This window comes from Acidovorax sp. HMWF029 (assembly GCF_003060895.1).
GTDB lineage: Bacteria > Pseudomonadota > Gammaproteobacteria > Burkholderiales > Burkholderiaceae_C > Acidovorax.
Map to the genome: position 1 here is coordinate 1 of NZ_QAIH01000244.1, position 21,414 is coordinate 21,414.

At 65.5% G+C, this 21,414-nt stretch carries 20 protein-coding genes; 11 read left to right on the top strand and 9 right to left on the bottom strand.

The genetic code is table 11. From position 1 onward, the window contains the following. Positions 1-2 precede the first annotated feature (2 nt). From DBR12_RS17880 to ruvC, 4 genes are all read left to right on the top strand, one after another. The gene (locus DBR12_RS17880) at positions 3-872 is read left to right on the top strand and encodes a helix-turn-helix domain-containing protein (protein WP_233244788.1); all 870 of its coding nucleotides are present in this window, start codon (positions 3-5) and stop codon (positions 870-872) included. 54 nt (positions 873-926) lie between these two features. Further along, a complete protein-coding gene (locus tag DBR12_RS17885; protein WP_108618499.1) occupies positions 927-1,700 on the top strand; it encodes a 1-acyl-sn-glycerol-3-phosphate acyltransferase in 774 nt (257 codons plus the stop codon). Positions 1,701-1,872: 172 nt separating this feature from the next. Next, positions 1,873-2,865, top strand: coding sequence for a phosphatidate cytidylyltransferase (locus DBR12_RS17890; protein WP_108618500.1), 993 nt, complete (start codon positions 1,873-1,875; stop codon positions 2,863-2,865). Between the two features lie 59 nt (positions 2,866-2,924). Continuing rightward, positions 2,925-3,473: a crossover junction endodeoxyribonuclease RuvC gene (gene ruvC, locus DBR12_RS17895; RefSeq protein WP_094291524.1), complete on the top strand. Its 549-nt coding sequence runs from the start codon at positions 2,925-2,927 to the stop codon at positions 3,471-3,473. A 92-nt stretch (positions 3,474-3,565) separates the two neighbouring features. Here the strand turns inward: ruvC and DBR12_RS22060 are convergent, their stop codons facing one another. The 4 genes from DBR12_RS22060 to DBR12_RS17910 form a co-directional block, all read right to left on the bottom strand. Continuing rightward, positions 3,566-4,078: a hypothetical protein gene (locus DBR12_RS22060; RefSeq protein WP_146185568.1), complete on the bottom strand. Its 513-nt coding sequence runs from the start codon at positions 4,076-4,078 to the stop codon at positions 3,566-3,568. Then, on the bottom strand, positions 4,078-4,869 hold the full coding sequence (locus DBR12_RS17900) for a TIGR02594 family protein (protein WP_108618501.1): 792 nt from the start codon (positions 4,867-4,869) through the stop codon (positions 4,078-4,080). Before DBR12_RS17900 ends, DBR12_RS22060 begins: the two co-directional genes overlap by 1 nt. 48 nt (positions 4,870-4,917) lie before the next feature. Beyond that, positions 4,918-5,670, bottom strand: a complete 753-nt coding sequence (locus DBR12_RS17905) for a M48 family metallopeptidase (protein WP_108618502.1) — start codon at positions 5,668-5,670, stop codon at positions 4,918-4,920. 321 nt (positions 5,671-5,991) lie between these two features. Further along, on the bottom strand, positions 5,992-6,477 hold the full coding sequence (locus DBR12_RS17910) for a CZB domain-containing protein (protein WP_108618513.1): 486 nt from the start codon (positions 6,475-6,477) through the stop codon (positions 5,992-5,994). A gap of 200 nt (positions 6,478-6,677) precedes the next feature. Between DBR12_RS17910 and DBR12_RS17915 the strand changes: the two genes are divergently transcribed. Continuing rightward, complete coding sequence (locus DBR12_RS17915; protein ID WP_108618503.1) at positions 6,678-7,706, top strand: LLM class flavin-dependent oxidoreductase; 1,029 nt, start codon at positions 6,678-6,680, stop codon at positions 7,704-7,706. Between the two features lie 25 nt (positions 7,707-7,731). Here the strand turns inward: DBR12_RS17915 and DBR12_RS17920 are convergent, their stop codons facing one another. Beyond that, the gene (locus DBR12_RS17920) at positions 7,732-8,481 is read right to left on the bottom strand and encodes an SDR family NAD(P)-dependent oxidoreductase (RefSeq protein WP_108618514.1); all 750 of its coding nucleotides are present in this window, start codon (positions 8,479-8,481) and stop codon (positions 7,732-7,734) included. Positions 8,482-8,735: 254 nt separating this feature from the next. Here DBR12_RS17920 and gspF point away from each other — a divergent pair, with 254 nt between their 5' ends. From gspF to DBR12_RS17935, 3 genes are read left to right on the top strand one after another with little or no spacing between them, the layout of a single operon-like run. Beyond that, on the top strand, positions 8,736-9,968 hold the full coding sequence (gene gspF / locus DBR12_RS17925) for a type II secretion system inner membrane protein GspF (protein WP_108618504.1): 1,233 nt from the start codon (positions 8,736-8,738) through the stop codon (positions 9,966-9,968). Positions 9,969-9,972: 4 nt separating this feature from the next. Beyond that, a complete protein-coding gene (locus DBR12_RS17930) occupies positions 9,973-10,908 on the top strand; it encodes a 5'-nucleotidase (RefSeq protein WP_108618505.1) in 936 nt (311 codons plus the stop codon). A 58-nt stretch (positions 10,909-10,966) separates the two neighbouring features. After that, entirely contained in the window at positions 10,967-11,317 is a 351-nt protein-coding gene (locus tag DBR12_RS17935; protein ID WP_233244791.1) for an EF-hand domain-containing protein, read from the top strand. A gap of 85 nt (positions 11,318-11,402) precedes the next feature. On the opposite strand, the gene DBR12_RS17940 is transcribed toward DBR12_RS17935, so the two are convergent. The 3 genes from DBR12_RS17940 to DBR12_RS17950 all read right to left on the bottom strand — a co-directional run bounded on the left by DBR12_RS17940 (position 11,403) and on the right by DBR12_RS17950 (position 15,007). Continuing rightward, positions 11,403-11,834: a hypothetical protein gene (locus DBR12_RS17940; protein ID WP_063459004.1), complete on the bottom strand. Its 432-nt coding sequence runs from the start codon at positions 11,832-11,834 to the stop codon at positions 11,403-11,405. A gap of 350 nt (positions 11,835-12,184) precedes the next feature. Further along, positions 12,185-12,679: a DUF1854 domain-containing protein gene (locus DBR12_RS17945; protein WP_108618507.1), complete on the bottom strand. Its 495-nt coding sequence runs from the start codon at positions 12,677-12,679 to the stop codon at positions 12,185-12,187. A gap of 21 nt (positions 12,680-12,700) precedes the next feature. Then, positions 12,701-15,007 (bottom strand): ABC transporter ATP-binding protein, encoded by a 2,307-nt coding sequence (locus DBR12_RS17950; RefSeq protein ID WP_108618508.1) that lies wholly within the window; start codon positions 15,005-15,007, stop codon positions 12,701-12,703. 240 nt (positions 15,008-15,247) lie between these two features. Here DBR12_RS17950 and cphA (DBR12_RS17955) point away from each other — a divergent pair, with 240 nt between their 5' ends. The 3 genes from cphA (DBR12_RS17955) to DBR12_RS17965 all read left to right on the top strand — a co-directional run bounded on the left by cphA (DBR12_RS17955) (position 15,248) and on the right by DBR12_RS17965 (position 20,609). Beyond that, positions 15,248-17,446 carry a cyanophycin synthetase gene (cphA, locus tag DBR12_RS17955; protein ID WP_108618509.1) on the top strand — a complete coding sequence of 733 codons (2,199 nt, stop codon included), beginning with the start codon at positions 15,248-15,250 and terminating at the stop codon, positions 17,444-17,446. A gap of 74 nt (positions 17,447-17,520) precedes the next feature. After that, positions 17,521-20,100: a cyanophycin synthetase gene (gene cphA, locus DBR12_RS17960; protein WP_108618510.1), complete on the top strand. Its 2,580-nt coding sequence runs from the start codon at positions 17,521-17,523 to the stop codon at positions 20,098-20,100. Further along, positions 20,097-20,609: a CreA family protein gene (locus tag DBR12_RS17965; RefSeq protein WP_369861656.1), complete on the top strand. Its 513-nt coding sequence runs from the start codon at positions 20,097-20,099 to the stop codon at positions 20,607-20,609. Before cphA (DBR12_RS17960) ends, DBR12_RS17965 begins: the two co-directional genes overlap by 4 nt. Positions 20,610-20,735: 126 nt before the next feature. Here DBR12_RS17965 and DBR12_RS17970 read toward each other — a convergent pair whose 3' ends face one another. Next, the gene (locus DBR12_RS17970) at positions 20,736-21,383 is read right to left on the bottom strand and encodes a DsbA family oxidoreductase (RefSeq protein ID WP_108618511.1); all 648 of its coding nucleotides are present in this window, start codon (positions 21,381-21,383) and stop codon (positions 20,736-20,738) included. Positions 21,384-21,414 lie beyond the last annotated feature (31 nt).

A 21,414-nucleotide genomic window follows, 5' to 3' on the forward strand; every position in this document is an offset into this window, starting at 1 on the left:
GGTTGATCCCTTCGGGCGAGTTGTGGCTGCCGCGTGCCAGCCTCACGGCCTGCCTGCGTGCCGCTATGGCGCGCAGCACGGTGGGCTACACGCTCAGCGATGCGCAGCGCATCAACCGGTTTCCGGCATCGCCCCTGTGCAGCCTGAGCTGGTGGTTTGAAGGCCGCAGCGAGGCCCTGGTGGCCGAGCGCCCCGACACCATGCCCACAGAGCACAGTCCGCGCGAGGCCTACCCCGGCCGCTGGGTGCTGGCGGGCCCGCAGACCCGCCCCACGTCCAGCTTTTGCGCAGGGCCCACGCACGCCATGATGGTGATGTTCATGCCCGACGCGCTGCACCAGCTCACCGGCGTGGACCCGGGCGCCCTGACCGACCGCATGGTGGACGCACAGTCTGCGTTGCCACCCGACTGGATTGCACTGTGCGAGGCCGTGCAGAACCAGCCCGACAACGCGGCCCGCCTGCAATGCCTGGAAGACTTCCTGGAGCCCCGCTGGCAGGCCTGTCGCCCCGCGCAGGCGTTGCCCACGCAGCGCTATGGTGACTGGGCCATGCATCTGGCGCAACGGGCTGCCCTCTCTGCCCCCGGCCGCAGCCTGCGCCAGCTGGAGCGGCGTATCAAGCGCTGGGCCGGGCTGCCGCTGCGCGAGCTGCGCGGTTTTGGCAAAGCCGAGCAGGCGTTCTTCGACACCATTGCGGCCGATGCCGCGCAAGGTTTCGTCAAATGGGCCGACGTGGCCGCAGGCGCAGGCTTTTCTGACCAGCCGCACCTGTGCCGCGTCACGCGCCGCATCACGGGCTACGCGCCGCAGGCGCTGTACGACGGCATCTATGGCGACGAGGCATTCTGGGCCTATCGCATTTGGGTGTAGCGTCGCGCTGGTCCCCGCCAGGCATGCACGCCCGGCGCCCGTATCATCCCCGCCATGCTTGCCAAGTTGATGAGTTTCCTTCTGCTGGGGATCGTGCGGTTTCTGACCGGCTCCCAGGCCCGCTGGTATGGCTGCCCGCCCAAGGCCGAGCAGCGCATCTATTTCGCCAACCACCAGAGCCACGCCGACATGGTGCTGATCTGGGCTGCGCTGCCCGAGGAGCTTCGCAGCATCACGCGGCCCATCGCGGCCAAGGACTACTGGACCAAGACGCCCTTTCGCCAGTGGATCACCACGGCTGTGTTCAACGCCGTGTATGTGGACCGCCAGGCCGCGCCCGCGCACCCGCCCGCCCCTGTGACGACAGAGCCCATGGGCGTGAGCAACGCCATGGCCACCGCATCTGCGGGTGCCGAAACCGCGATGGCAGGCGGCCCCGACCCTTCTCCCGAAGCGCCACCGCGCGCGCCCACGCCCGATGAGCTGCGCGCTGCCCTGCCCGAGTCCGACCCGCTGGCGCCGCTGGTGCGCGCGTTGGCCAGTGGGGACTCCATCGTGATCTTCCCCGAGGGCACGCGTGGCCATGGCGACGAGCCGCAGTCCTTCAAATCCGGCCTGTTCAAGCTGGCGCAGATGTTTCCGCAGGTGGTGCTGGTGCCCGCCTGGATCAACAATGTGCAGCGCGTGATGCCCAAGGGCGAAGTGGTGCCCGTGCCCATCCTGTGTTCGGTGACCTTTGGCGCACCGATCCAGCTGGAAACAGGCGAAGAACGCCGCCCCTTCCTCGACCGCGCACGCCGCGCGGTGATTGCACTGCGGGACGTCTGAATATGACCCCTACGCTCATCGCTCCGCGTATCGCTGCCCCCCAAGGGGGCGCGTCCTTGCCTTCGGGCGGCCGGGCGGCAACCGCACTACAAGCCCCCACGCTCATCGCTTCGCGTATCGCTGCCCCCCAAGGGGGCGCGTCCTTGCCTTCGGGCGGCCAGGCGGCAACGACATGAACGACTTCCTTCGCAACCTCACCGCCACCCAGCAGATCGGCGCTCTCTTCCTTGCCGTGTTCGGCATCCTGTCCATCGTCACCGTGTGGGCCTTTGTGCGCAATCTGCGCGAACATGCGAGTGACGACCCCGAGTCCGAAGCACGCATGCTGGAGGCCAAACGTTTCTGGGGCCTGCTCAAGACCTCGTGGATGATGGCCACCGTGTTCTGGGTGGGCTGGGTGCTGGGCGACACCGTGGCCACCGTGCTGTTTGCCATCGTGGGATTTTTTGCGCTGCGCGAGTTCATCACCCTCTCGCCCACGCGGCGCGGTGACCACCGCAGCCTGGTGCTGGCGTTCTTCGTGGTGCTGCCGCTGCAGTTCTACATCGTGGGCAGCAAACACTTTGACCTGTTCACAGTGTTCATCCCGGTCTACGTCTTCCTGGCGCTGCCCGTGGTGAGCGCACTGGCCAACGACCCGCAGCGCTTTCTGGAGCGCAACGCCAAGCTGCAGTGGGGCATCATGGTCTGCGTGTATGGCATGAGCCATGTGCCCGCGCTGCTGCTGCTCGATTTTCCGGGCTACCGCGACAAGGGCGCGTTCCTGGTGTTCTTCCTGGTCTTTGTGGTGCAGACCTGCATGGTGGTGCAGCATCTGCTGGGGCGGCGCTTTCCGCACAAGCCCGTGGCGCCGCAGGTGAGCCAGAGCTTCCAGTGGGCGAGTTGGCTGGCCGGCGTGGCGGCCGGTGGACTGGCGGGCGGGTTGCTGTCGTTCATCACCCCGTTCAAGCCCGGCCAGGCGCTGGGCATGGCCCTGCTGGCCTGCGTGGCGGGCAGCCTGGGGCACTTGGTTATGAAGGCGCTCAAGCGCGACCGGGGCATCACGAGCTGGGGCATGCAGGGCATGTCTGTCACCGGCGCCGGCGGCCTGCTCGACCGGGTGGACGCATTGTGTTTTGCAGCCCCTGTGTTCTTCCACTCGGTGCGCTGGTACTTCGGACTTTGATCAAAAATGGCCGTCTGCGCGCGACCATATTGCTTGAACAGCTATTAAATTTATAGCAAATGCGCATTCTTGGCATTGACCCCGGCCTGCAGACCACCGGCTTTGGCGTGGTGGACGTGGACGGCCACAAGCTCAGCTACGTGGCCAGCGGCACCATCCGCACCACCACGCTGGCCCTGGGCGACCTGCCCGGGCGCCTGAAGATCCTGTTCGACGGCATCACCGAGGTGGCCGCTCGCTACGAGCCCGATGTGGCCTCGGTCGAAATCGTGTTCGTCAACGTCAACCCCCAGTCCACCCTGCTGCTGGGTCAGGCACGCGGCGCCGCCATCACCGCCCTGGTGGCCAGCAACCTGCCCGTGGCCGAATACACCGCCCTGCAGATGAAAAAAGCCGTCGTCGGCCACGGCCGCGCCGCCAAGAGCCAGGTGCAGGAGATGGTGCGGCGCCTGCTGCAGCTGCCCGGGCTGCCGGGCACCGATGCAGCCGACGGCCTGGGCATGGCCATCACCCATGCGCATGCTGGCGCGGCGATGGGGCGGCTGGGCGAGGCGGCCACGCTGAACCGGCGGCAGCATGCGATGTACAAGGGGGGGCGGAGCTATTGAAGAAGAGACAGGCTAGCTCGCAGCCCATTCTTCCGTTTGCCACCGAACGCCCGACCCGCGACGCTTGATCGGAAAAACACGTGGCGCACAAATCAATTGCACTGCACAAATTTTCGCGATGAGCCTGCGGCTGCTTCGCGCCCTGTACGCCGTGCCAACACCACAAGCTCTGGATCTGCGGGAAAGCTGGCACCCGTGCCAGGCCAATAGAAGCCTCGTGGTCCAGAACATAAAGTCAGTATCTGGGGCTTGCTGTCAATGACTGCCGCCTCTCCGCGCTCCCCCCACACCTCATAGCGGACCTGCTGGACGGTCTTGCCACGAAACGTTTCCAGCACACGCGCGTAATAAACAGCGCGCTCTTCGGTGTACTCATCTTGACCCACCGATGCGCCTTTCTTTGGGTACAAAGGTTCGATATCGACACGGGTATGAATGACAAGTGCTGAATAGGGCGTCTGTGCAACCGCCCTCTCCAGTGGCTCTTTCAGAGAAGACGCTGCCTCCTCGACCTGAGGCAGAGGAGCCTGGGCCAATACAACCGGTGCCGCAATGCCCCCCCCGAGAAACAGCGTCAAACATAAGCCCAAACTCTTGCGCTGCATCACGACTCCCTTCCAGCATTTTCCGCAGTACCTTGGTAGACAGGCAGCGAGGTCCCGGCCACAACTCCTGTAGGAAAGACAAAGGCGTCCCATACGGTTGCAGGATATTTTTTGATATTCACTTCGTCATTTTGATTGCCGCCCAAAACGTAGTAGTCCTTGCCATCCCGACTCTGCCCCACAGCGAATGCGACGTGCCCACCACCAGACCGGCTTTTCACGCAAATGGCGCCATAAACAGGTGCTTTGAGCGAAGTACCAAACTTGGCCCATTCCAAGGCCCGGTAAGCATCCCTGGGCGGTGCGTAGCCATGCTGAGACATGACCCAGGCAACAAACGATCCACACCACGCGTCCAGTTTTCCTGAATCATCTTTGGCCCAATGTTTGGAGGCTTTGTGATATTCCATGATGCGCGGATTGGCCTTGGAGCCAACTACCTCCTTCTGCCCGATTTCACGTTCAGCAGTCGCAATCCAAGGTGCGCCCAAGTCTGCGCTGGTAGGCGCCGGGTTGGTTAGTACCAATTGGGCATGCACAGAGTTCTCCGCATCTGCGCGGCACATCAATTCAGTCATGGTTTTGCTGCGAGGCAGGATAAGACCGTCCGGCCTTGGAATACCAATACTGCGCTGGAATGCCTGGATCTTGAAGATGGTCCGAACGCCCGGCGAACCATCGGTAACAAGCTGATGAGCACCAGGAATGTCGATTTGATTGAGCAGCCGTTGAACGATCAGCGTGTCGCTCACGCTATTTCGGCCGCCTTGACCCACCGTATCTTTAATCATTGCACCGTTCTTCCATATTGACCTCAAGGCAAGTCTCGCTTGGCGGACTCAGGCCAGTTGCGTCTTCATCCGCTCCGCCCGCTCCTTGGGTGACGGATGGGTGGACAGGAAGCTGCTTGAATCCCCACCCGACATGGCCGCCAGTTTCTCCAGCGCCGTCACACAGGCCTTGCCGTCGTAGCGCTTGGCTTTCATGAAACCCATCGCGTAGTCGTCGGCTTCACGCTCGTTGCTTTGCGAATGCTGAGCGCGCACCACCTTTTCAAACAGGTCGCCGAGCTGCGAGCTGGCAATGGCGCCCGCCTTGCTGTTGCTGGAGGCCACGGCGTTGCGCAGTGCGCTGGTGCGCAGGGCGGCCTGGATGCGGGCCTTGCTGTGGCCCATTTTGACGTGGCCGATTTCGTGACCGATGACGTAGCGCACTTCGTCGTCGGTGAACTTGTCCATGAGGCCAGAGTACACACGGATGGTGCCGTTGGCCATGGCGAAGGCGTTGATGTCGGGGGTGAGGTAGACCTTGAAGTTCATCTTCAGGCCGTCATACGTGCCCAAGCCCGCCGTGAGTTTGTTCAAGCGCGTGGCGTAAGGGTTGCCAGCGGGGGCAATGCGGTTTTGGCGGTCGCTTTCAGCGGCCATCTGGTCAAAGGCGGCCTTCACCTCTTCGTCGGTCAGCGACTCGGATTTGGCCAGGTCCTTGCCTGCATCGAGCACCTTGCCCAGGTCGAACTGTGCCCACACAGGGGATACGGCGCTCACGCCAGATGCCAGGGTGGCGAGCGTCAACAATTTGCGGCGGTCCATCGGGGTTCCCTCTCTTCATCTTGCTGGTTTATGTCTGCACCAACGCCAGCGCCCATGCCATTGCCTGGGGGGCGGTGCGGGCCGAAGGATAGCCACGGCATCGCCATTTCTGGCTCCGGGGCGTGTCTGCAGATGTAAGAGCTGTGTGCCGATGCAGGAGGACCGCGAGCAGTCCGGTGGGCGCTGGGGCTATGCGCTCAGCACGATGCGTACAAGAGTCCGTTCAAAACCGACGCCAGCGCCTTGCTGTTATGCGTCAATAGCTATCAAAAATAGAGCAACCAGCGACGCAAGCGCTGGACCATGCACGGCGTGCACGGCTCAGCGCCCCAACCCGCGTTTGAGTTCCTTGAGCAACAACAGCACCTGGTTGGAGGCATGGCGGCAGCTGCTGTTGAGCAATTGCACCGCCTTTTGCTGCTCGCCCGACTGGAACAGCGTGACCACGTCGGCGGCCTGCTGGTGAAAGTATTTGTGGCGGGCTACCAGCATCTCGAATGCAGGGTAGTGCCCGAGCCGCACGCGCCCCGTGCCATACAACCAGCGGCCCAGGTCGCAACGGTCGTCGTGGCAGATGCGTTCGGGGCGCATGACCTCCTCTGAGCGGCCGTTGACCATGTCCTGCAGCTGCAGGCGCCAGCGCTCGTGGCTGGCAATGGCGGCATCGATGTCGATTTCGGTCATCAGGGTGGCTGCGTATTCGGCGTCCAGCACCAGTTCGCTGCCGTTGTCCTCCATGGCCCAGGTGGTGTCGGGGCTGGTCGGATCCTGCTCCTTGATCTTGAACAAACGGCTGAAGAAACCCATCGTCATCCCTTAAACGGCCAGGGGTCGCGCACACCGGAACCGGCCCACACGGAAAAGTCTTGAAACATTCTGTGGCGCCGCCGCCGTTTTGGCTACCAAAAAATCGTCCGGCAGTGCAAATCGCGAAAGGCGACCCTTCAGGCCCTGCCAGCTCTGCCCGGGAACCAGCACAAAGGCGCCAGGGGCAAGACAATGCGGCCATGATCTCTACCTCCCGCCGCCCCGCCCTGTCGATGCTGGACCTGGTGGCCGTCCGCGAAGGCGGTACCGTGGCCGATGCCCTGCAGATTGCATTGCGCACCGCACAACACGCCGAGCAACTTGGGTTTGCCCGCTACTGGCTGGCCGAGCACCACAACATGGCGGGCATTGCCAGCTCGGCCACAGCCGTGCTGGTGGGCCACATTGCCGGAGGCACCTCGCGCATCCGCGTGGGCTCCGGCGGCGTGATGCTGCCCAACCACGCTCCACTGGTAGTGGCCGAAGCGTTTGGCACCCTGACCGAGCTGTACCCGGGCCGCATCGACCTGGGACTTGGCAGGGCGCCCGGAACCGACCCGGCCACCATGCGCGCACTGCGCCGCAGCCGGGTCGAAACCGCCGATGATTTTCCGCAGGATGTGGCCGAACTGCAGCGCCTGCTGGCACCCGCCGAGCCCGGCCAGCGCCTGATTGCCATGCCAGGCGCAGGCACCAATGTGCCGATCTGGCTATTGGGCTCCAGCCTGTTTTCGGCGCAGCTGGCAGCCGAGCGCGGCCTGCCCTATGCGTTTGCTTCGCACTTTGCGCCGCGCCTGCTGCACCAGGCGATTGACCTGTACCGCCAGCTCTACCGCCCCTCTGCCGCCTGGCCCAGGCCCTATGTGGCGATTGGCGTGCCGCTGATTGCAGCGCCCACCGATGAAGAAGCAGAGTTTCTGGCCAGCAGCACCTACCAGCGGGTGCTGGGCATCCTGACGGGCGACCGTCGCCGCCTGCTGCCTCCCGTTGACAACTACGCCGCACGTCTTCAGCCTCAGGAGCGTGCAGCCATCGGCGACTTTCTGGCCGCTGCCGTGATCGGCGGGCCCGACACGGTACGCGCAGGTTTGGCGCAGCTCAGCGAAGCCACCGGCGCTGACGAGCTGATGCTGGTGAGCGATGTGTACGACCCGGCATTGCGCCTGCGGTCATTGGATATTGCCGCGCAGGCCCACGCCACGTTGGGCCAGACCACTGCGTCAGTCTGAGCACCCGCTCGCCCCCTTTAGCGCTTTATCGCGCCAGATAACCACCATCCACCGGGTAGTACGCCCCGGTGACAAAAGACGCTTTGCTGGACGCCAGCCAGGCGACCAGCTCGGCCACCTCTTCAGGCTGTCCCAGGCGACCAATGGGATGAGCGCCCACCAGCATGGCATGGATGCCCGCATCCTGCTCCAGCCCGCTGATCATGGGCGTGTGAATGAAGGCAGGCCCCACAGCATTGACGCGCACACCCTGTGCGCTGTATTCGAGGGCAGCCGCCTTGGTCAGCCCCACCACCCCATGTTTGGCAGCGGTATAAGCCGGGGCCGTCGCAAAACCGACAGCGCCCAGAATGGACGCCATGTTGATGATCGAACCACCGCCGTTCTTGAGCATGGCCGCAATCTGGTACTTCATGCCGTAGAACACGCCCGACAGGTTGATATTGATGACCTGGGCCCAGCCGTCAAGCGGGTAGTCGGCTGTGGGTGCCTGCGGCCCCCCGATCCCAGCGTTGTTGCAGGCTATGTCCAGGCGGCCGTAGTGGGCAACGGTACGGTTCACCACCGCTTCGCAGTCCTCGGGCTTGCCCACGTCGGCGGCAACAAAGATGGCGTCCCCCCCAGCTGCGCGCACCAACGCTGCTGTCTCCTCGCCCGCCTGCACGTTCACGTCCGACACCACCACCCGGGCGCCCTCACGGGCCCAGACGAGAGCAATCGCACGACCTATGCCCGACGAAGCCCCGGTGACCAACGCAACCTTGTTCTTCAACATAAAAGACTCCTTGTCCAACCACACAGCCTGCCGCCGGATGCGGCAGGCCATTTTTGATTCTGCGCGCCGGGCTGGTCAATGCCTTGACCTGAATCACGCAACGAAGGCTGGCGTTGGCTGGCATTGCTTGGAGGGGGGAACCTCAGGTAGCGGCTACCATCTGGGGCTGCAGCGACTCCACCCACCTCATCCAGCCGTCTGCGTGGTGTGGGACTGCCCGCTTTCCTCGCCACCGCTTTACCGCCCACGCCCGCATGCCCGCTTTTTCCTTTGAAGCCCTGGACGCCCAGGGCCAGACCCGCAAGGGCCTCATGGAGGCCGATACCGCCAAGGCTGCGCGCAGCCTGCTGCGGGCGCAGGCCCTAGTGCCGCTGGCGGTGGAGCCGGTGCAAACCGGCCAGTCACAGAACGGCCGTGCCGCCAGCCTGGGCCAGCGCCTTTTCACACGGCCCGTGTTCAGCGCCACTGCGCTGGCCATCTGGACGCGGCAGATCGCCGGCTTGGTCTCATCGGGCCTGCCGCTGGAACGGGCGCTCACGGCCCTGTCGGAAGAGGCCGACGACGAACGCCAGCGCCACCTGGTGGCTGCGCTGCGGGCCGAGGTCAATGCCGGATCGACCTTTGCGCGGGCCTTGTCGCAGCACCCGCGCGAGTTTTCCGACATCTACTGCGCCGTGATCGGCGCGGGCGAGCACAGCGGCAACCTGGGACTGGTGCTGGAGCGCCTGGCCGACGACCTCGAAGAGCGCCAGGCGCTCAAAGCCAAGCTGGTGGGCGCAGCGCTCTACCCAGCCATCGTCACACTGGTGGCGATTGCCATCGTGCTGTTCCTCGTGGGCTATGTGGTGCCGCAGGTGGCCAGCGTGTTTGCGGGCACCAAGCGGGCCTTGCCGTTCCTGACGGTGGCCATGCTGGGCCTGAGCGCCTTTGTGCGCAACTATGGCTGGGTGATGCTGGTGGCCGCAGTGCTGGCCGCCATCGGGGGCCGGTGGGCGCTGGCCATCGACCCCGTGCGCGAAAAGTTTGATGCCGCCTGGCTGAAGCTGCCGCTGGTGGGCAAGCTGGCCCGGGGCTACAACGCGGCGCGTTTTGCAGGCACGCTGGCCATGCTCTCGGGTGCGGGGGTGCCCATCCTCAAGGCCCTGCAGGCCGCAGCCGAAACCCTGAGCAACCGCGCCCTGCGTGCCGATGCGCTCGATGCCCTGGTGCTGGTGCGCGAGGGGGCCCCGCTGGCCTCGGCGCTGGCGCAAAAAAAACGCTTCCCCGGCCTGCTGTCGATGTTCGCGCGCCTGGGCGAACAGACCGGCCAGTTGCCCGTGATGCTGCAGCGCGCGGCGCGCCAGCTCTCCGCCGAGGTGCAGCGCCGCGCCATGGCGCTCGCCACCATCCTGGAGCCGCTGCTCATCGTGGGCATGGGCGGCATCGTGATGCTGATCGTGCTGGCAGTGCTGCTGCCCATCATCCAACTCAACCAGTTTGTGAAGTGACCTTATGGCCGTGACTTTGGACGACAAGCTGGTGGTGGCGATCTCATCGCGCGCGCTGTTCAATTTTGAGGAAGAGAACCGCGTCTTCGAGAAGGACAACGACCGCGCCTATGTGGACCTGCAGCGCCAACGGCTGGATGTGCCCGCGGCACCGGGCGTGGCGTTCTCGCTGGTGCGCAAGCTGCTCGCCTTCAACACGCCCGAGCACCAGCGCGTCGAAGTGGTGCTGCTCTCGCGCAACGACCCGGTGAGCGGCATGCGTGTGTTCCGCTCATGCCACGCGCACGGGCTACCCACCATCCAGCGCGGGGTGTTCACGCAGGGGCGCGATCCGTTCCGGTATCTGCGGCCCCTTGGCGCCCACCTGTTCCTGTCGGCCAACGAGGCCGATGTGCGCGAAGCCCTCCACCTGGGCTACCCGGCCGCGCGGGTGGTGACCGAATCCATGCAGGCAGGTGACGCCAACCCCGCCGAAGTGCGCATTGCGTTTGACGGCGACGCCGTGTTGTTCTCCGACGAGGCCGAGCGCGTGTACCAGGCCCAGGGCCTGGCGGCTTTTCAGCAGCATGAAAGCGACAAGGCCACCTTGCCGCTGCCCGACGGCCCCTTCAAGCCCCTGCTCGCGGCGCTGCACCGGCTGCAGTCGGCCGGAGAAGCGGGCAGCACCACGGGCATGCGCATCCGCACGGCCCTGGTCACGGCGCGCAGCGCGCCAGCGCACGAACGTGCGATCCGCACGCTGATGGACTGGGACATCAACGTGGACGAGGCCATGTTCCTGGGCGGGCTGCCCAAGGGCGAGTTCCTGCGCGAGTTCGAGCCCGACTTCTTCTTCGACGACCAGACGGGCCATGTGACCTCGGCCGCGCGCCATGTGCCGGCCGGGCATGTCAGCAGCGGTATCTCGAACATGGCGCCGCTGCGGGCTGCCGGGAACTGATCGCCCGGCGCGCGGTCTGTCTGGGTGCGGGTCACCGCTCGTTTCCAAGGAGCCCCTTTTGCACACCCATCTCACCCTGTCCTGCGTGGCCGCCCTCTGGATCGCAGCATGCAGCGCAGCCTGGGCCCAGGCACCTGACGCCGACGCACCGCCAGCGCCCACCAAAGGAGAAGCCAAGGCGCAGCGTGATTTCAAGATGCTGGACTTCAACGGCGACGGCAAGCTCAGCCGCACCGAAGTGCAACTGTTTCCCCGGCTCGCGGCCGCGTTCGATGACGCGGACACCGACCGGGACGGTTATGTGTCGTACGAGGAAGTGCGGGCCTTTGCCGCCAAACACCGGGAGCAGCGGGACCAGCAGCGGGCCGCCGCCCAGGCGGCAGCTGCCGCCTCATCGCCCCGGCCGTGATGCCGTGGCGGCAAAGAATACAAGCAAAATTGGCCGTTTCCGCGCGTCCAACATGCCATTCAAGCTATCAATTAAATAGCAAACCTCACAATCCCCCGGTGCGCTTGACCTTGGGATCCGAGTACGTGAGCGGCTCATTCTTGACCTGCTGCGCCATGCGCTCCTGCAGGGTCATCTTGTTGATGTCCTGCGCCACCTCCACCGCCGTGCCGCTGGCCCGCCACATCGACTGGATCAGTTCCAGGAGCTGCTTGTAGATGGGCTCCTTGGGGGGCTCAGGGGGTTCTTCTACCGTTTCTTTTTTCTTGACCTCGGTCCAGTCCCGGTTGGCCGTGTCCGGGGCAGACGGCTTGTCGGGCTCGCGCACAACAGCGCCCTCGCCCAGGCGGTCCATGGATTCCACCGGGTTGGGCGCATTGATGGGCCGCACCGGCGGCGCGCCCGAGGCGCCAGTGGAATACAAATCAGCGCCCTGAGGACGCCAACTCGGCGATCGATCGACAGGTGGCATTTGCATGGCAGTGGCCCCGATGGTGAATGAATGTGTCTTGGCGTGCAGAGGGTTTTCCGCCGTCTTCGTAATTCATAACGGCAAAAAGAAGGGGAAATTTAGGTCTTTTTCACCGATTTGCCCAAATCGAGGGTTTTCACCTAGGTTTCACAGGAGGTTCAAGTCATGCACAAGCCTGATGTGGGCTGAAAACACGGATTGAGCGCACGGGCGATCACAACCACAGGGCCAGTCTGTGGCTTTTGTGTTTGCTGGCAGTGCGCCAAGGGGCGCCCAGAGGCGCTCAAAGGCGCTCAGCGCACGAAAAAAGAGAAAAAAAGAGGGGCTTCAGCTGGGGCTGCACGGCCCCGGGCCGGTCAGAGAAAGCGTTCCAGCAGCTTGCGCGAGTGCCGGTCCAGCGCGGCGGTGTCCTTGACGCGGAACTGCATGCCGTCGCCTCCGGCGATAAGCAGCCGGGTGCGCCCGCCCAGGCGGCGGATGTCCTCTTCGGCCTTGAGGACCAGGCTGGCGGGGCCCCTGTCTGTTTCCACCTGCCAGGTGCTGGGCGTGGAAAAGCTCGACACAGCAACGATTTTTTCAATAGTGGGCACAAACTCCCGCACCGCCAGCTCTTCGTCGATGAGCTGCCGGGCCGGGCCTGTCACCTGCTCCAGCCGGGGAATCCACAGCAACTCGTGGCCGTCTGCGCCCACCAGCGAGAGGCCCTCGCCGGGCGCGGCGATGGGAAAGGCGCGCACGGGCGTCACGCCTTCATGCGCCGTGCCGTCGGGCAGCGTCAGAACCAGGCGGCCATGGGGGTTGCGCGCCAACTGGAAGGCGGGCGCAGGCGACGGGGTCAGGGGTGCATTCATGGCAAAGTCGCTTACAACGTTTCAAGGATTGCCCGCAGGATGGGCCGGGTGCAGCAAGCTGCTGTCGATGATGACCCCCGCCGCCTGCGCGTCTTCTTCGGCGCGGCGGGCCTGGGCTTCGTACAGCCGCCAGTAGGCGCCCTGTTTTTCCATGAGTTCGTCGTGTGGGCCCACCTCCACCACCTCGCCCCGGTCCATGACCACCAGGCGGTCGGCCTTGCGAAGAGTGGACAGACGGTGTGCGATGGCGATCGTGGTACGCCCCTGCACCAGGTTGTCCAGTGCCTTCTGGATTTCCTTCTCTGTCTCGGTGTCCACGGCCGAGGTGGCCTCGTCGAGGATCAGGATGCGCGGGTCGATCAGCAGCGCGCGGGCGATGCTGATGCGCTGGCGCTCCCCGCCCGACAGGCCCTGGCCACGCTCGCCCACCAGCGAGTCGTAGCCATGCGGCAGGCGCAGGATGAACTCGTGCGCGTGCGCGGCGCGGGCGGCAGCCACGATTTCCTCGCGCGTGGCGTCAGGCTTACCGTAGGCGATGTTTTCGGCAATAGTGCCGAAGAACAGGAACGGCTCCTGCAGCACCAGGCCAATATGGCGGCGGTAGTCGGCCACTGCAAAGCGGCGGATGTCGATGCCATCGACCTGGATCGAGCCGTCGCTCACGTCATAAAAGCGGCTGATCAGGTTGACCAGCGTGCTCTTGCCCGAGCCGCTGTGACCCACCAGGCCGATCATCTCGCCGGGACGGATGTCCAGATCCAACCCCTTGATGACGGCGCGGCTGCCGTAGCGGAAACCCACACCCTGCATGCTGATGGCGCCCTGGACCTTGTCCACCGTCACGGGCTGGGCCGGGTCGGGCACGTTGCTCACGTGGTCCAGGATGTCAAAAATGCGCTTGGCACCAGCGGCGGCCTTCTGCGTGACCGAGACGATGCGACTCATCGAGTCGAGCCGCCCGTAGAACCGTCCGATGTAGGCGATGAAGGCGGTGAGCACACCCACCGTGATCTGGTTGCGCGACACCAGCCAGATGCCGAACGCCCAGACCACCAGCAGGCCGATTTCGGTCAGCAGCGACACCGTGGGGGTAAACAGGCTCCAGGTCTTGTTCAGCTTGTCGTTCACTTCCAGGTTGTGCTGGTTGGCATCGCGGAAACGCTGGGCCTCGCGCTTTTCCTGCGCAAAGGCCTTCACCACGCGGATGCCGGGGATGGTGTCGGCGAGCACATTGGTCACCTCGGACCACACACGGTCGATCTTTTCAAAGCCGGTGCGCAGGCGGTCGCGCACGGTGTGGATCATCCAGCCAATGAACGGCAGCGGCACCAGCGTGACAAGCGCCAGCCACGGATTGATGGAGAACAGGATGGCCGCCGTCATCACGATCATCAGCACGTCGGTGACGAAGTCGAGCGCATGCAACGACAGGAAAACGTTGATGCGGTCGGTCTCGGACCCGATGCGCGCCATCAGGTCACCCGTACGTTTGCCGCCAAAGTAATCCAGCGACAGGCGCAGCAGGTGCTCGTAGGTGGTGGTGCGCAGGTCGGCGCCAATGCGCTCGGACACCAGCGCCAATATATAAGTACGCGCCCAAGAGAGGCCCCAGGCCAGCAGGGCCGACAGCAGCAGCCCGCCCAGGTACAACAGCACCAGCATGGGGTCGATCTGCTTTCCGTTCTGGAACGGGATCAGGATGTCGTCCATCAGCGGAATGGTGAGGTACGGCGGCACCAGCGTGGCCGCCGTGGAAGCCAGGGTGAGCGCAAACCCGGTGGCCAGCTGCTTGCGGTAAGGCCGGGCAAAGCGCCACAGGCGCAGCAGTACCCAAGTGGATGTTTGCGGCGGCTGGGCACGGGCGCAGGCCGGGCATTCGTCGGTATCGGGCGGCAGCGGCGTGTGGCAGGTGGGGCAGGCGGGCTCATCGTCCTCGTCTTCGGCGCCATTCCCGCCCCGGGCTACTTGCTGATCGAACCGCTGCACCAGACGCAGTGCCTGGGCATGGTGTGCCAGCGTGAAGCGCCACAGCGCCAGGCGCTCCTGGGGGGCATGCAGTTCGAGCGAGCCCACGCCGCCATGGTCGTGCAGGCGCAGGACCAGGCCGTCGCCCAGCGGCCAGCTACGCCAGGCCGTGGTGCCGGGGTCGCAGGCCAGCAGACGCTCGGACGTCACCACCACCCAGCCTGTCGCAAACCGCAACGCGGTGCTCAGGTCAACCTGTAACGCAGCCAGCACGTTCTCTTTGGAAGCGAGCATGGCCCGCAATTCGCCCCCCACGGGGCCAGAAAAGACACCCGAGGCGTCCACAGAATGGTGATGTTGCATTTTTGGTTGGGTTTTCCGCCACCGGCAGCCTGCGGTGGCCGAACTCGCGAAAGCGGGAATTCTCACCGATACTGCACGCCACGGTGCGACGGCATCCTTCTGTAACGTCTGTGGCAGCCATTTGGCTGACACTGCGAACAGGCCCCGGGCTGGCGCACAATCATCGTCCAACAAAATCCCCCTTCGTCCCCTTTTCCACGCTAGGCCCTCACAAGGCCGGAAACACACCCGCTGCAATCCATGGCGAAACTCAACGACATCCAACTGCTTCGCGTCAACTATCTGCGGGGCCCCAACATCTGGACCTACCGGCCGGTCCTGGAAGTCTGGCTGGACCTGGGCGAGCTGGAGGACTACCCCTCCAACCTCTTGCCAGGGCTCAATGACCGCCTCACCACCTGGCTGCCCGCGCTGATCGAGCACCACTGCGGCGTGGGCGAGCGCGGCGGCTTCCTGCAGCGCCTGCAGGAGGGCACCTGGTGTGGCCACGTGCTGGAGCACATCGTCATTGAGCTGCTCAACCTGGCCGGCATGCCCACAGGCTTCGGCCAGACGCGCAGTACCAGCCAGCGCGGCGTGTACCGCATGGTTTTCCGCGCCCGCGACGAAAGCGTGGCCCGTGTGGCGCTGGCGCAGGGCCATGCACTGATCATGGCGGCCATCAACAACGAACCCTTTGACGTAGCCGCCGCCGTGGCCCGTGTACGCACCGAGGTGGACGACCAGTACCTCGGCCCCAGCACGGCCTGCATCGTCACGGCCGCCACCGACCGGGGCATCCCCCATATCCGCCTGAATGACGGCAACCTGGTGCAGCTGGGCTATGGCGCCAGCCAGCGCCGCATCTGGACGGCCGAGACCGAATTCACCAGCGCCATCGCCGAAGGCATTGCCAGCGACAAGGACCTGACCAAGGGCCTGCTCAAGTCCTGCGGCGTGCCGATCCCCGAAGGCCAGGTGGTCAACAGCCCCGAAGAAGCCTGGGAAGCCGCACAGGACATCGGCCTGCCCGTGGTGGTCAAGCCGTCGGACGGCAACCACGGCCGGGGCGTGACGCTGGATTTGCGCAAGCGGGAAGACATCGAGGCCGCCTACCATGTGGCCTACCCCGAAGGTAGCGACGTGATGGTCGAGCGCTTCATCCCCGGCGACGAGCACCGCCTCCTGGTGGTGGGCGGCAAGGTGGTGGCGGCAGCACGCGGCGAGGTGGTCAGCATCACGGGCAATGGCCGCTCCACGGTCAAAGAGCTGATCGACACCCAGCTCAACTCCGACCCGCGCCGTGGTTACGAAGAAGAGTACCCGCTCGAAATCATTGACCTTGCCACCGACACCAAGGTGCAGCTCGAACTCAAGCGCCAGGACCTTGCCGCCGACTCCATCCCCGCTGCGGGCCGTCAGGTGGTGGTGCAGCGCAACGGCAATGTGGCTGTGGACTGCACCGACGACGTACACCCCGAGGTGGCCTATATCGCCCAGCTGGCCGCCAAGGTCGTGGGCCTGGACATCGCGGGCATCGACATGGTCGCGCGCGACATCGGGAAGCCCCTGCACACCCAGGGCGGCGCGATTGTGGAAGTCAACGCAGGCCCCGGCCTGCTCATGCACCTCAAACCCGCCGTGGGCGCGCCCCGCCCCGTGGGCCAGGCGATTGCCGAGCACCTGTTCCCCTCCGAAGGCGACGATGAGGGCCGATCGGCAGGCATAGGCCGCATCCCCCTGGTGGGCGTCGCAGGCACCCGCAACACCGCCACCATCTCGCGCGTGGTGGCCTGGCTGCTGCACCTGAGCGGACACCACACCGGCCTGGCCTGCCGCGACGGCCTGTTCCTGGACCGCCGCCGCGTGGAAGCCACCGACTGCGCCCACTGGGAAGCCGCCCACCGCTTGCTGATGAACAAGATGGTGCAGGCCGCCGTGATCGAAAGCGACGCCCGCACCATCCTGCGCGACGGCCTGGCCTATGACCGCTGCCAGGTGGGCGTGGTGACCGACATGGACGGTGTGGAAACCCTGGCCGAGTTTGACGTGCACGAGCAGGACCAGATGACCAAGGTGATGCGCACCCAGGTGGACGTGGTGCTGGCCGAAGGCGCTGCCGTGCTCAATGCCGCCATCGCCCAGGTGGCCGACCTGGCCCCGCTGTCCGACGGCGACGTGGTGCTGTACGCGCAAGACGGCACGCTGCCCGCCATCGTGGAACACCGCGCCAAGGACAACGGCCGCGCCGTCTTCGTCAAGAACGGCCGCGTAGTGCTGGCCACGGGCAGTGCAGAGCATGTGCTCGGCGCCCTGACAGACCTCACCTTTGGCCGCAACGCCGTGGTGCCCGACACCGAGGCCCTGCTGGCCGCCGTGGGCACCGCCTGGGCGCTGGACATTGCCCCCGACCTGATCGGCGCGGGCATCAAGACCTTTGAGCCCGAGCTGCCGGCCTGACAGCCCCCTACAGCAACACACGCCTTCGACTGGAACGAGGCCCGCGAGCCCCGAAGACTACAGAAAGAAATCCCATGGATGTATCCCGCACCCGGGCCCTGCGTGGCCCCAACCTCTGGAGCCGCCACATGGCCATCGAAGCCGTGGTGGCCTGCTCGGAAGCCGAGCGTGCCGTGGGCCAGATGGCCGGTTTTGAAGCCCGCCTGCGCGCCCTGTTCCCGGCCATTGGCGCGCTACACCCTGAAACCGGTGGCGGCGATGTATCGCTGGCCCATGTGCTGCAAACCGCTGCCCTGGCCCTGCAGGCACAGGCGGGTTGCCCGGTGACCTTTGCCCGCACCACGGCCACCACCGACGCAGGCGTGTACCAGGTGGTCGTCGAATACAGCGAAGAGGCCGTGGGCCGCAAGGCGTTTGAATACGCACAGCAACTCATCGAAGCCGCGCTGGGCAATGGCAGCTTTGACGCCACCGCAGTGATTGCCGAGCTGCGCGAGCTGGACGAAGACGAGCGCCTGGGCCCCAGTACCGGCTCCATCGTCGAAGCCGCCGTGGCCCGGGGCATCCCCTATCGCCGCCTCACACGCGGCAGCATGGTGCAGTTCGGCTGGGGCTCCAAGCAGCGCCGCATCCAGGCCGCCGAGGTCGACTCGACCAGCGCCGTGGCCGAATCCATCGGCCAGGACAAGGACCTGACCAAGCGCCTGCTGCACGCCGCCGGTGTGCCCGTGCCGCTGGGCAGGCCGGTCGAAAGCGTGGATGAAGCCTGGGAGGTCGCCCTCAAGGTCGGTCTGCCCGTGGTGGTCAAGCCGCAAGACGGCAACCAGGGCAAGGGCGTCACGGTCAACATCACCGACCGCGCACAGCTCGAAGAGGCCTACAAGAACGCCGTTGAGTACGGCACCGTGATGGTCGAACGCTTTTTGCCCGGCCACGACTTCCGCCTGCTGGTGGTAGGCGACCAGCTGGTGGCCGCCGCGCGCCGCGAGCCGCCCCAGGTGCTGGGCGATGGCGAACATACCGTGCGCCAGCTCGTGGAGGTGGTCAACCAAGACCCGCGCCGTGGCGAAGGCCACGCCACCTCGCTGACCAAGATCCGCCTCGATGACATCGCCGTGGCCCGCCTGGCCATGCAGAACCTCACGCCCGACTCCGTGCCACCCAAAGGCCAGCGCGTGATCCTGCGCAACAACGCCAACCTGTCCACCGGCGGCACCGCCACCGACGTGACCGATGACGTGCACCCCGAGGTCGCTGCGCGCGCGGTGGCAGCCGCCCAGATGGTGGGCCTGCACATCTGCGGCGTGGACATGGTGGCCGAAACCGTGCTGCGCCCGCTCGAAGAACAAGGCGGCGGATTTGTGGAAGTGAACGCCGCCCCCGGCCTGCGCATGCACCTGGCGCCCAGCTACGGCAAGCCCCGCAACGTGGGCCAGGCCATGGTGGACAAGCTCTACGCCCATGGCGACGATGGCCGCATTCCCACCGTGGCCGTCACCGGCACCAACGGCAAGACCACCACCGCGCGCCTCATCGCCCACCTGTTCACGGCCCAGGGCCTGCGCGTGGGCATGACCAACACCGACGGCGTGTATGTGAACGGTCGCCAGATCGACAGCGGCGACTGCAGCGGCCCCAAGAGCGCCCGCAACGTGCTGCTGCACCCCGAGGTCGATGCCGCCGTGTTCGAGACCGCCCGTGGCGGCATCCTGCGCGAAGGCCTTGGTTTTGACCGCTGCCAGGTGGCCGTGGTCACCAACATCGGCGCAGGCGACCACCTGGGCATGAACTACATCAGCACGGTGGAAGACCTGGCGGTGGTCAAGCGCGTGATCGTGCAGAACGTGGCCCCCACGGGCTACGCCGTGCTCAACGCCGCCGACCCCATCGTGGCCGCCATGGCCTCGGCCTGCCCCGGCAAGGTGATCTACTTTGCCAGCGACCGCCACCACCCCGTGATGGTCACGCACCGCGCCCAGGGCCATCGCACCGTGTACGTGGATGGCGACTCCATCGTGGCATCGGAAGGCTCGTGGCGCGAAACCATCCACCTGCGCGACGTGCCCATCACCCGCAACGGCAAGATCGGCTTCCAGGTTGAAAACGTCATGGCGTCTGTGGCCGCCGCCTGGGGCGTGGGCATGCCCTGGCAGACCATCCGCCGCGGCCTGTCGGGCTTTGTGAACGACAGCGACAACGCGCCCGGCCGCTTCAACATCATGGACTACCGGGGCGCCACCGTGATCGCTGACTACGGCCACAACCCCGACGCCATGCGCGCCCTGGTGGGCGCCGTGGACGCCCTGCCCGGCAACCGCCGCAGCGTGGTCATCAGCGGCGCGGGCGACCGCCGTGACGAAGACATCCGCGACCAGACCGTCATCCTGGGTGCCGCATTTGACGACGTGATCCTGTACCAGGACGCCGCCCAGCGCGGCCGCGCCGATGGCGAGGTGATGGCGCTGCTGCGCGAAGGCCTGGCAGGCGCATCGCGCACCACACACGTCGAAGAAATCCGTGGCGAATTCATCGCCATCGACACCGCGCTGGCGCGCCTGCAACCTGGCGACCTGTGCCTGGTGCTGGTGGACCAGGTGGAAGAAGCTCTGGCCCACCTGGCCCAGCGCTGCACCGAAGCCGGGGCTGCTGCGTGAAGTCCGTCAAGCAAGTGGCCACCTCGGCGCTGCTGGCCCTGGCCGCCGCCACCGCCTGGGTGGGCGCAGCTGGCACGGCGCAGGCAGCGTCCGGCGAAAAGATCGGCACGGTGGACACCGCCTTCCAGTGGATCGGCCGCGACCACGACATCATCGTCGAGGCCTACGACGACCCCGCCGTGCAAGGCGTGACCTGCTATGTCTCGCGCGCCCGCGTGGGTGGCATCAAGGGCACGCTGGGCCTGGCCGAAGACCGCGCCGAGGCATCGATTGCCTGCCGCCAGGTCGGCCCCATCCACGTTCCTGCGCCGCTCAAGCAGCAGGAAGAAGTGTTCAGCGAACGCATGTCCATCCTGTTCAAGCGCCTGCGCATCGTGCGCATGGTGGACGCACCGCGCAACACGCTGGTCTACCTCACCTACTCCGAAAAGCTCATCGACGGCTCGCCACAGAACAGCGTGACCGCTGTGCCGGTGGACCGCGCCACGGCCATTCCGCTGCGCAAGTAAGGCAAGGCGAGGCGAGGCGGGAGCAGGGCTCAGCATCAAAAAAGGGGCCATCGGCCCCTTTTTTTCGATTCAAAACAGCTCTCTCCGCGCGTCCATCATGCCTTTATAGCTATTAAATATATAGCATCAACCCTGCGCTGCAATCTGCCGCAGCGCCTGCTCAAACACCTCCACCGGCTGCCCGCCCTGGATCAGGTGGCGCTCGTTGATGATGATCGCAGGCACCGAATGGATGCCGTTTTGCAGATAGAACTGCTCACGCTCGCGCACCTCGTCGGCGTAGCGGTCTGAGGCCAGCAGCGCACGCGCCTCGGCCCCATCCAGCCCCACCTCGCCCGCCACACGCACCAGCACCTCGTGGTTGCTCGGGTCCTGCCCGTCGGTGAAGTACGCCTTGAACAGCGCCTTTTTGAGCGCAGGCTGCACGCCCTTTTCTTCGGCCCAGTGCAGCAGCCGGTGTGCGTCAAAAGTGTTGTAGATGCGGCTGCGCTTGTCCATGCTGAAGGTAAACCCCAGCGCCGCCCCGCGCGCCGCGATGGCCTCGCGGTTCTTCTGGCTCTGCTCGGGCGTGGCGCCGTACTTTTCTTGCAGGTGCTCGCCAATGTCCTGGCCCTCGGGCGCCATCTGCGGGTTCAGCTCGAAGGGCTGGAAATGCAGGTCCAGCGCGACCTCGCCCTGCAGCCGGTCCGCCGCCTGCTCCAGCGCATTGAGGCCGATGATGCACCAGGGGCAGGAGACATCGGAGACGAAATCGATTTTGAGGGTGGTGGGCATGGGAGGGGCTCCGGCGGGCAAAGAGGAGGAT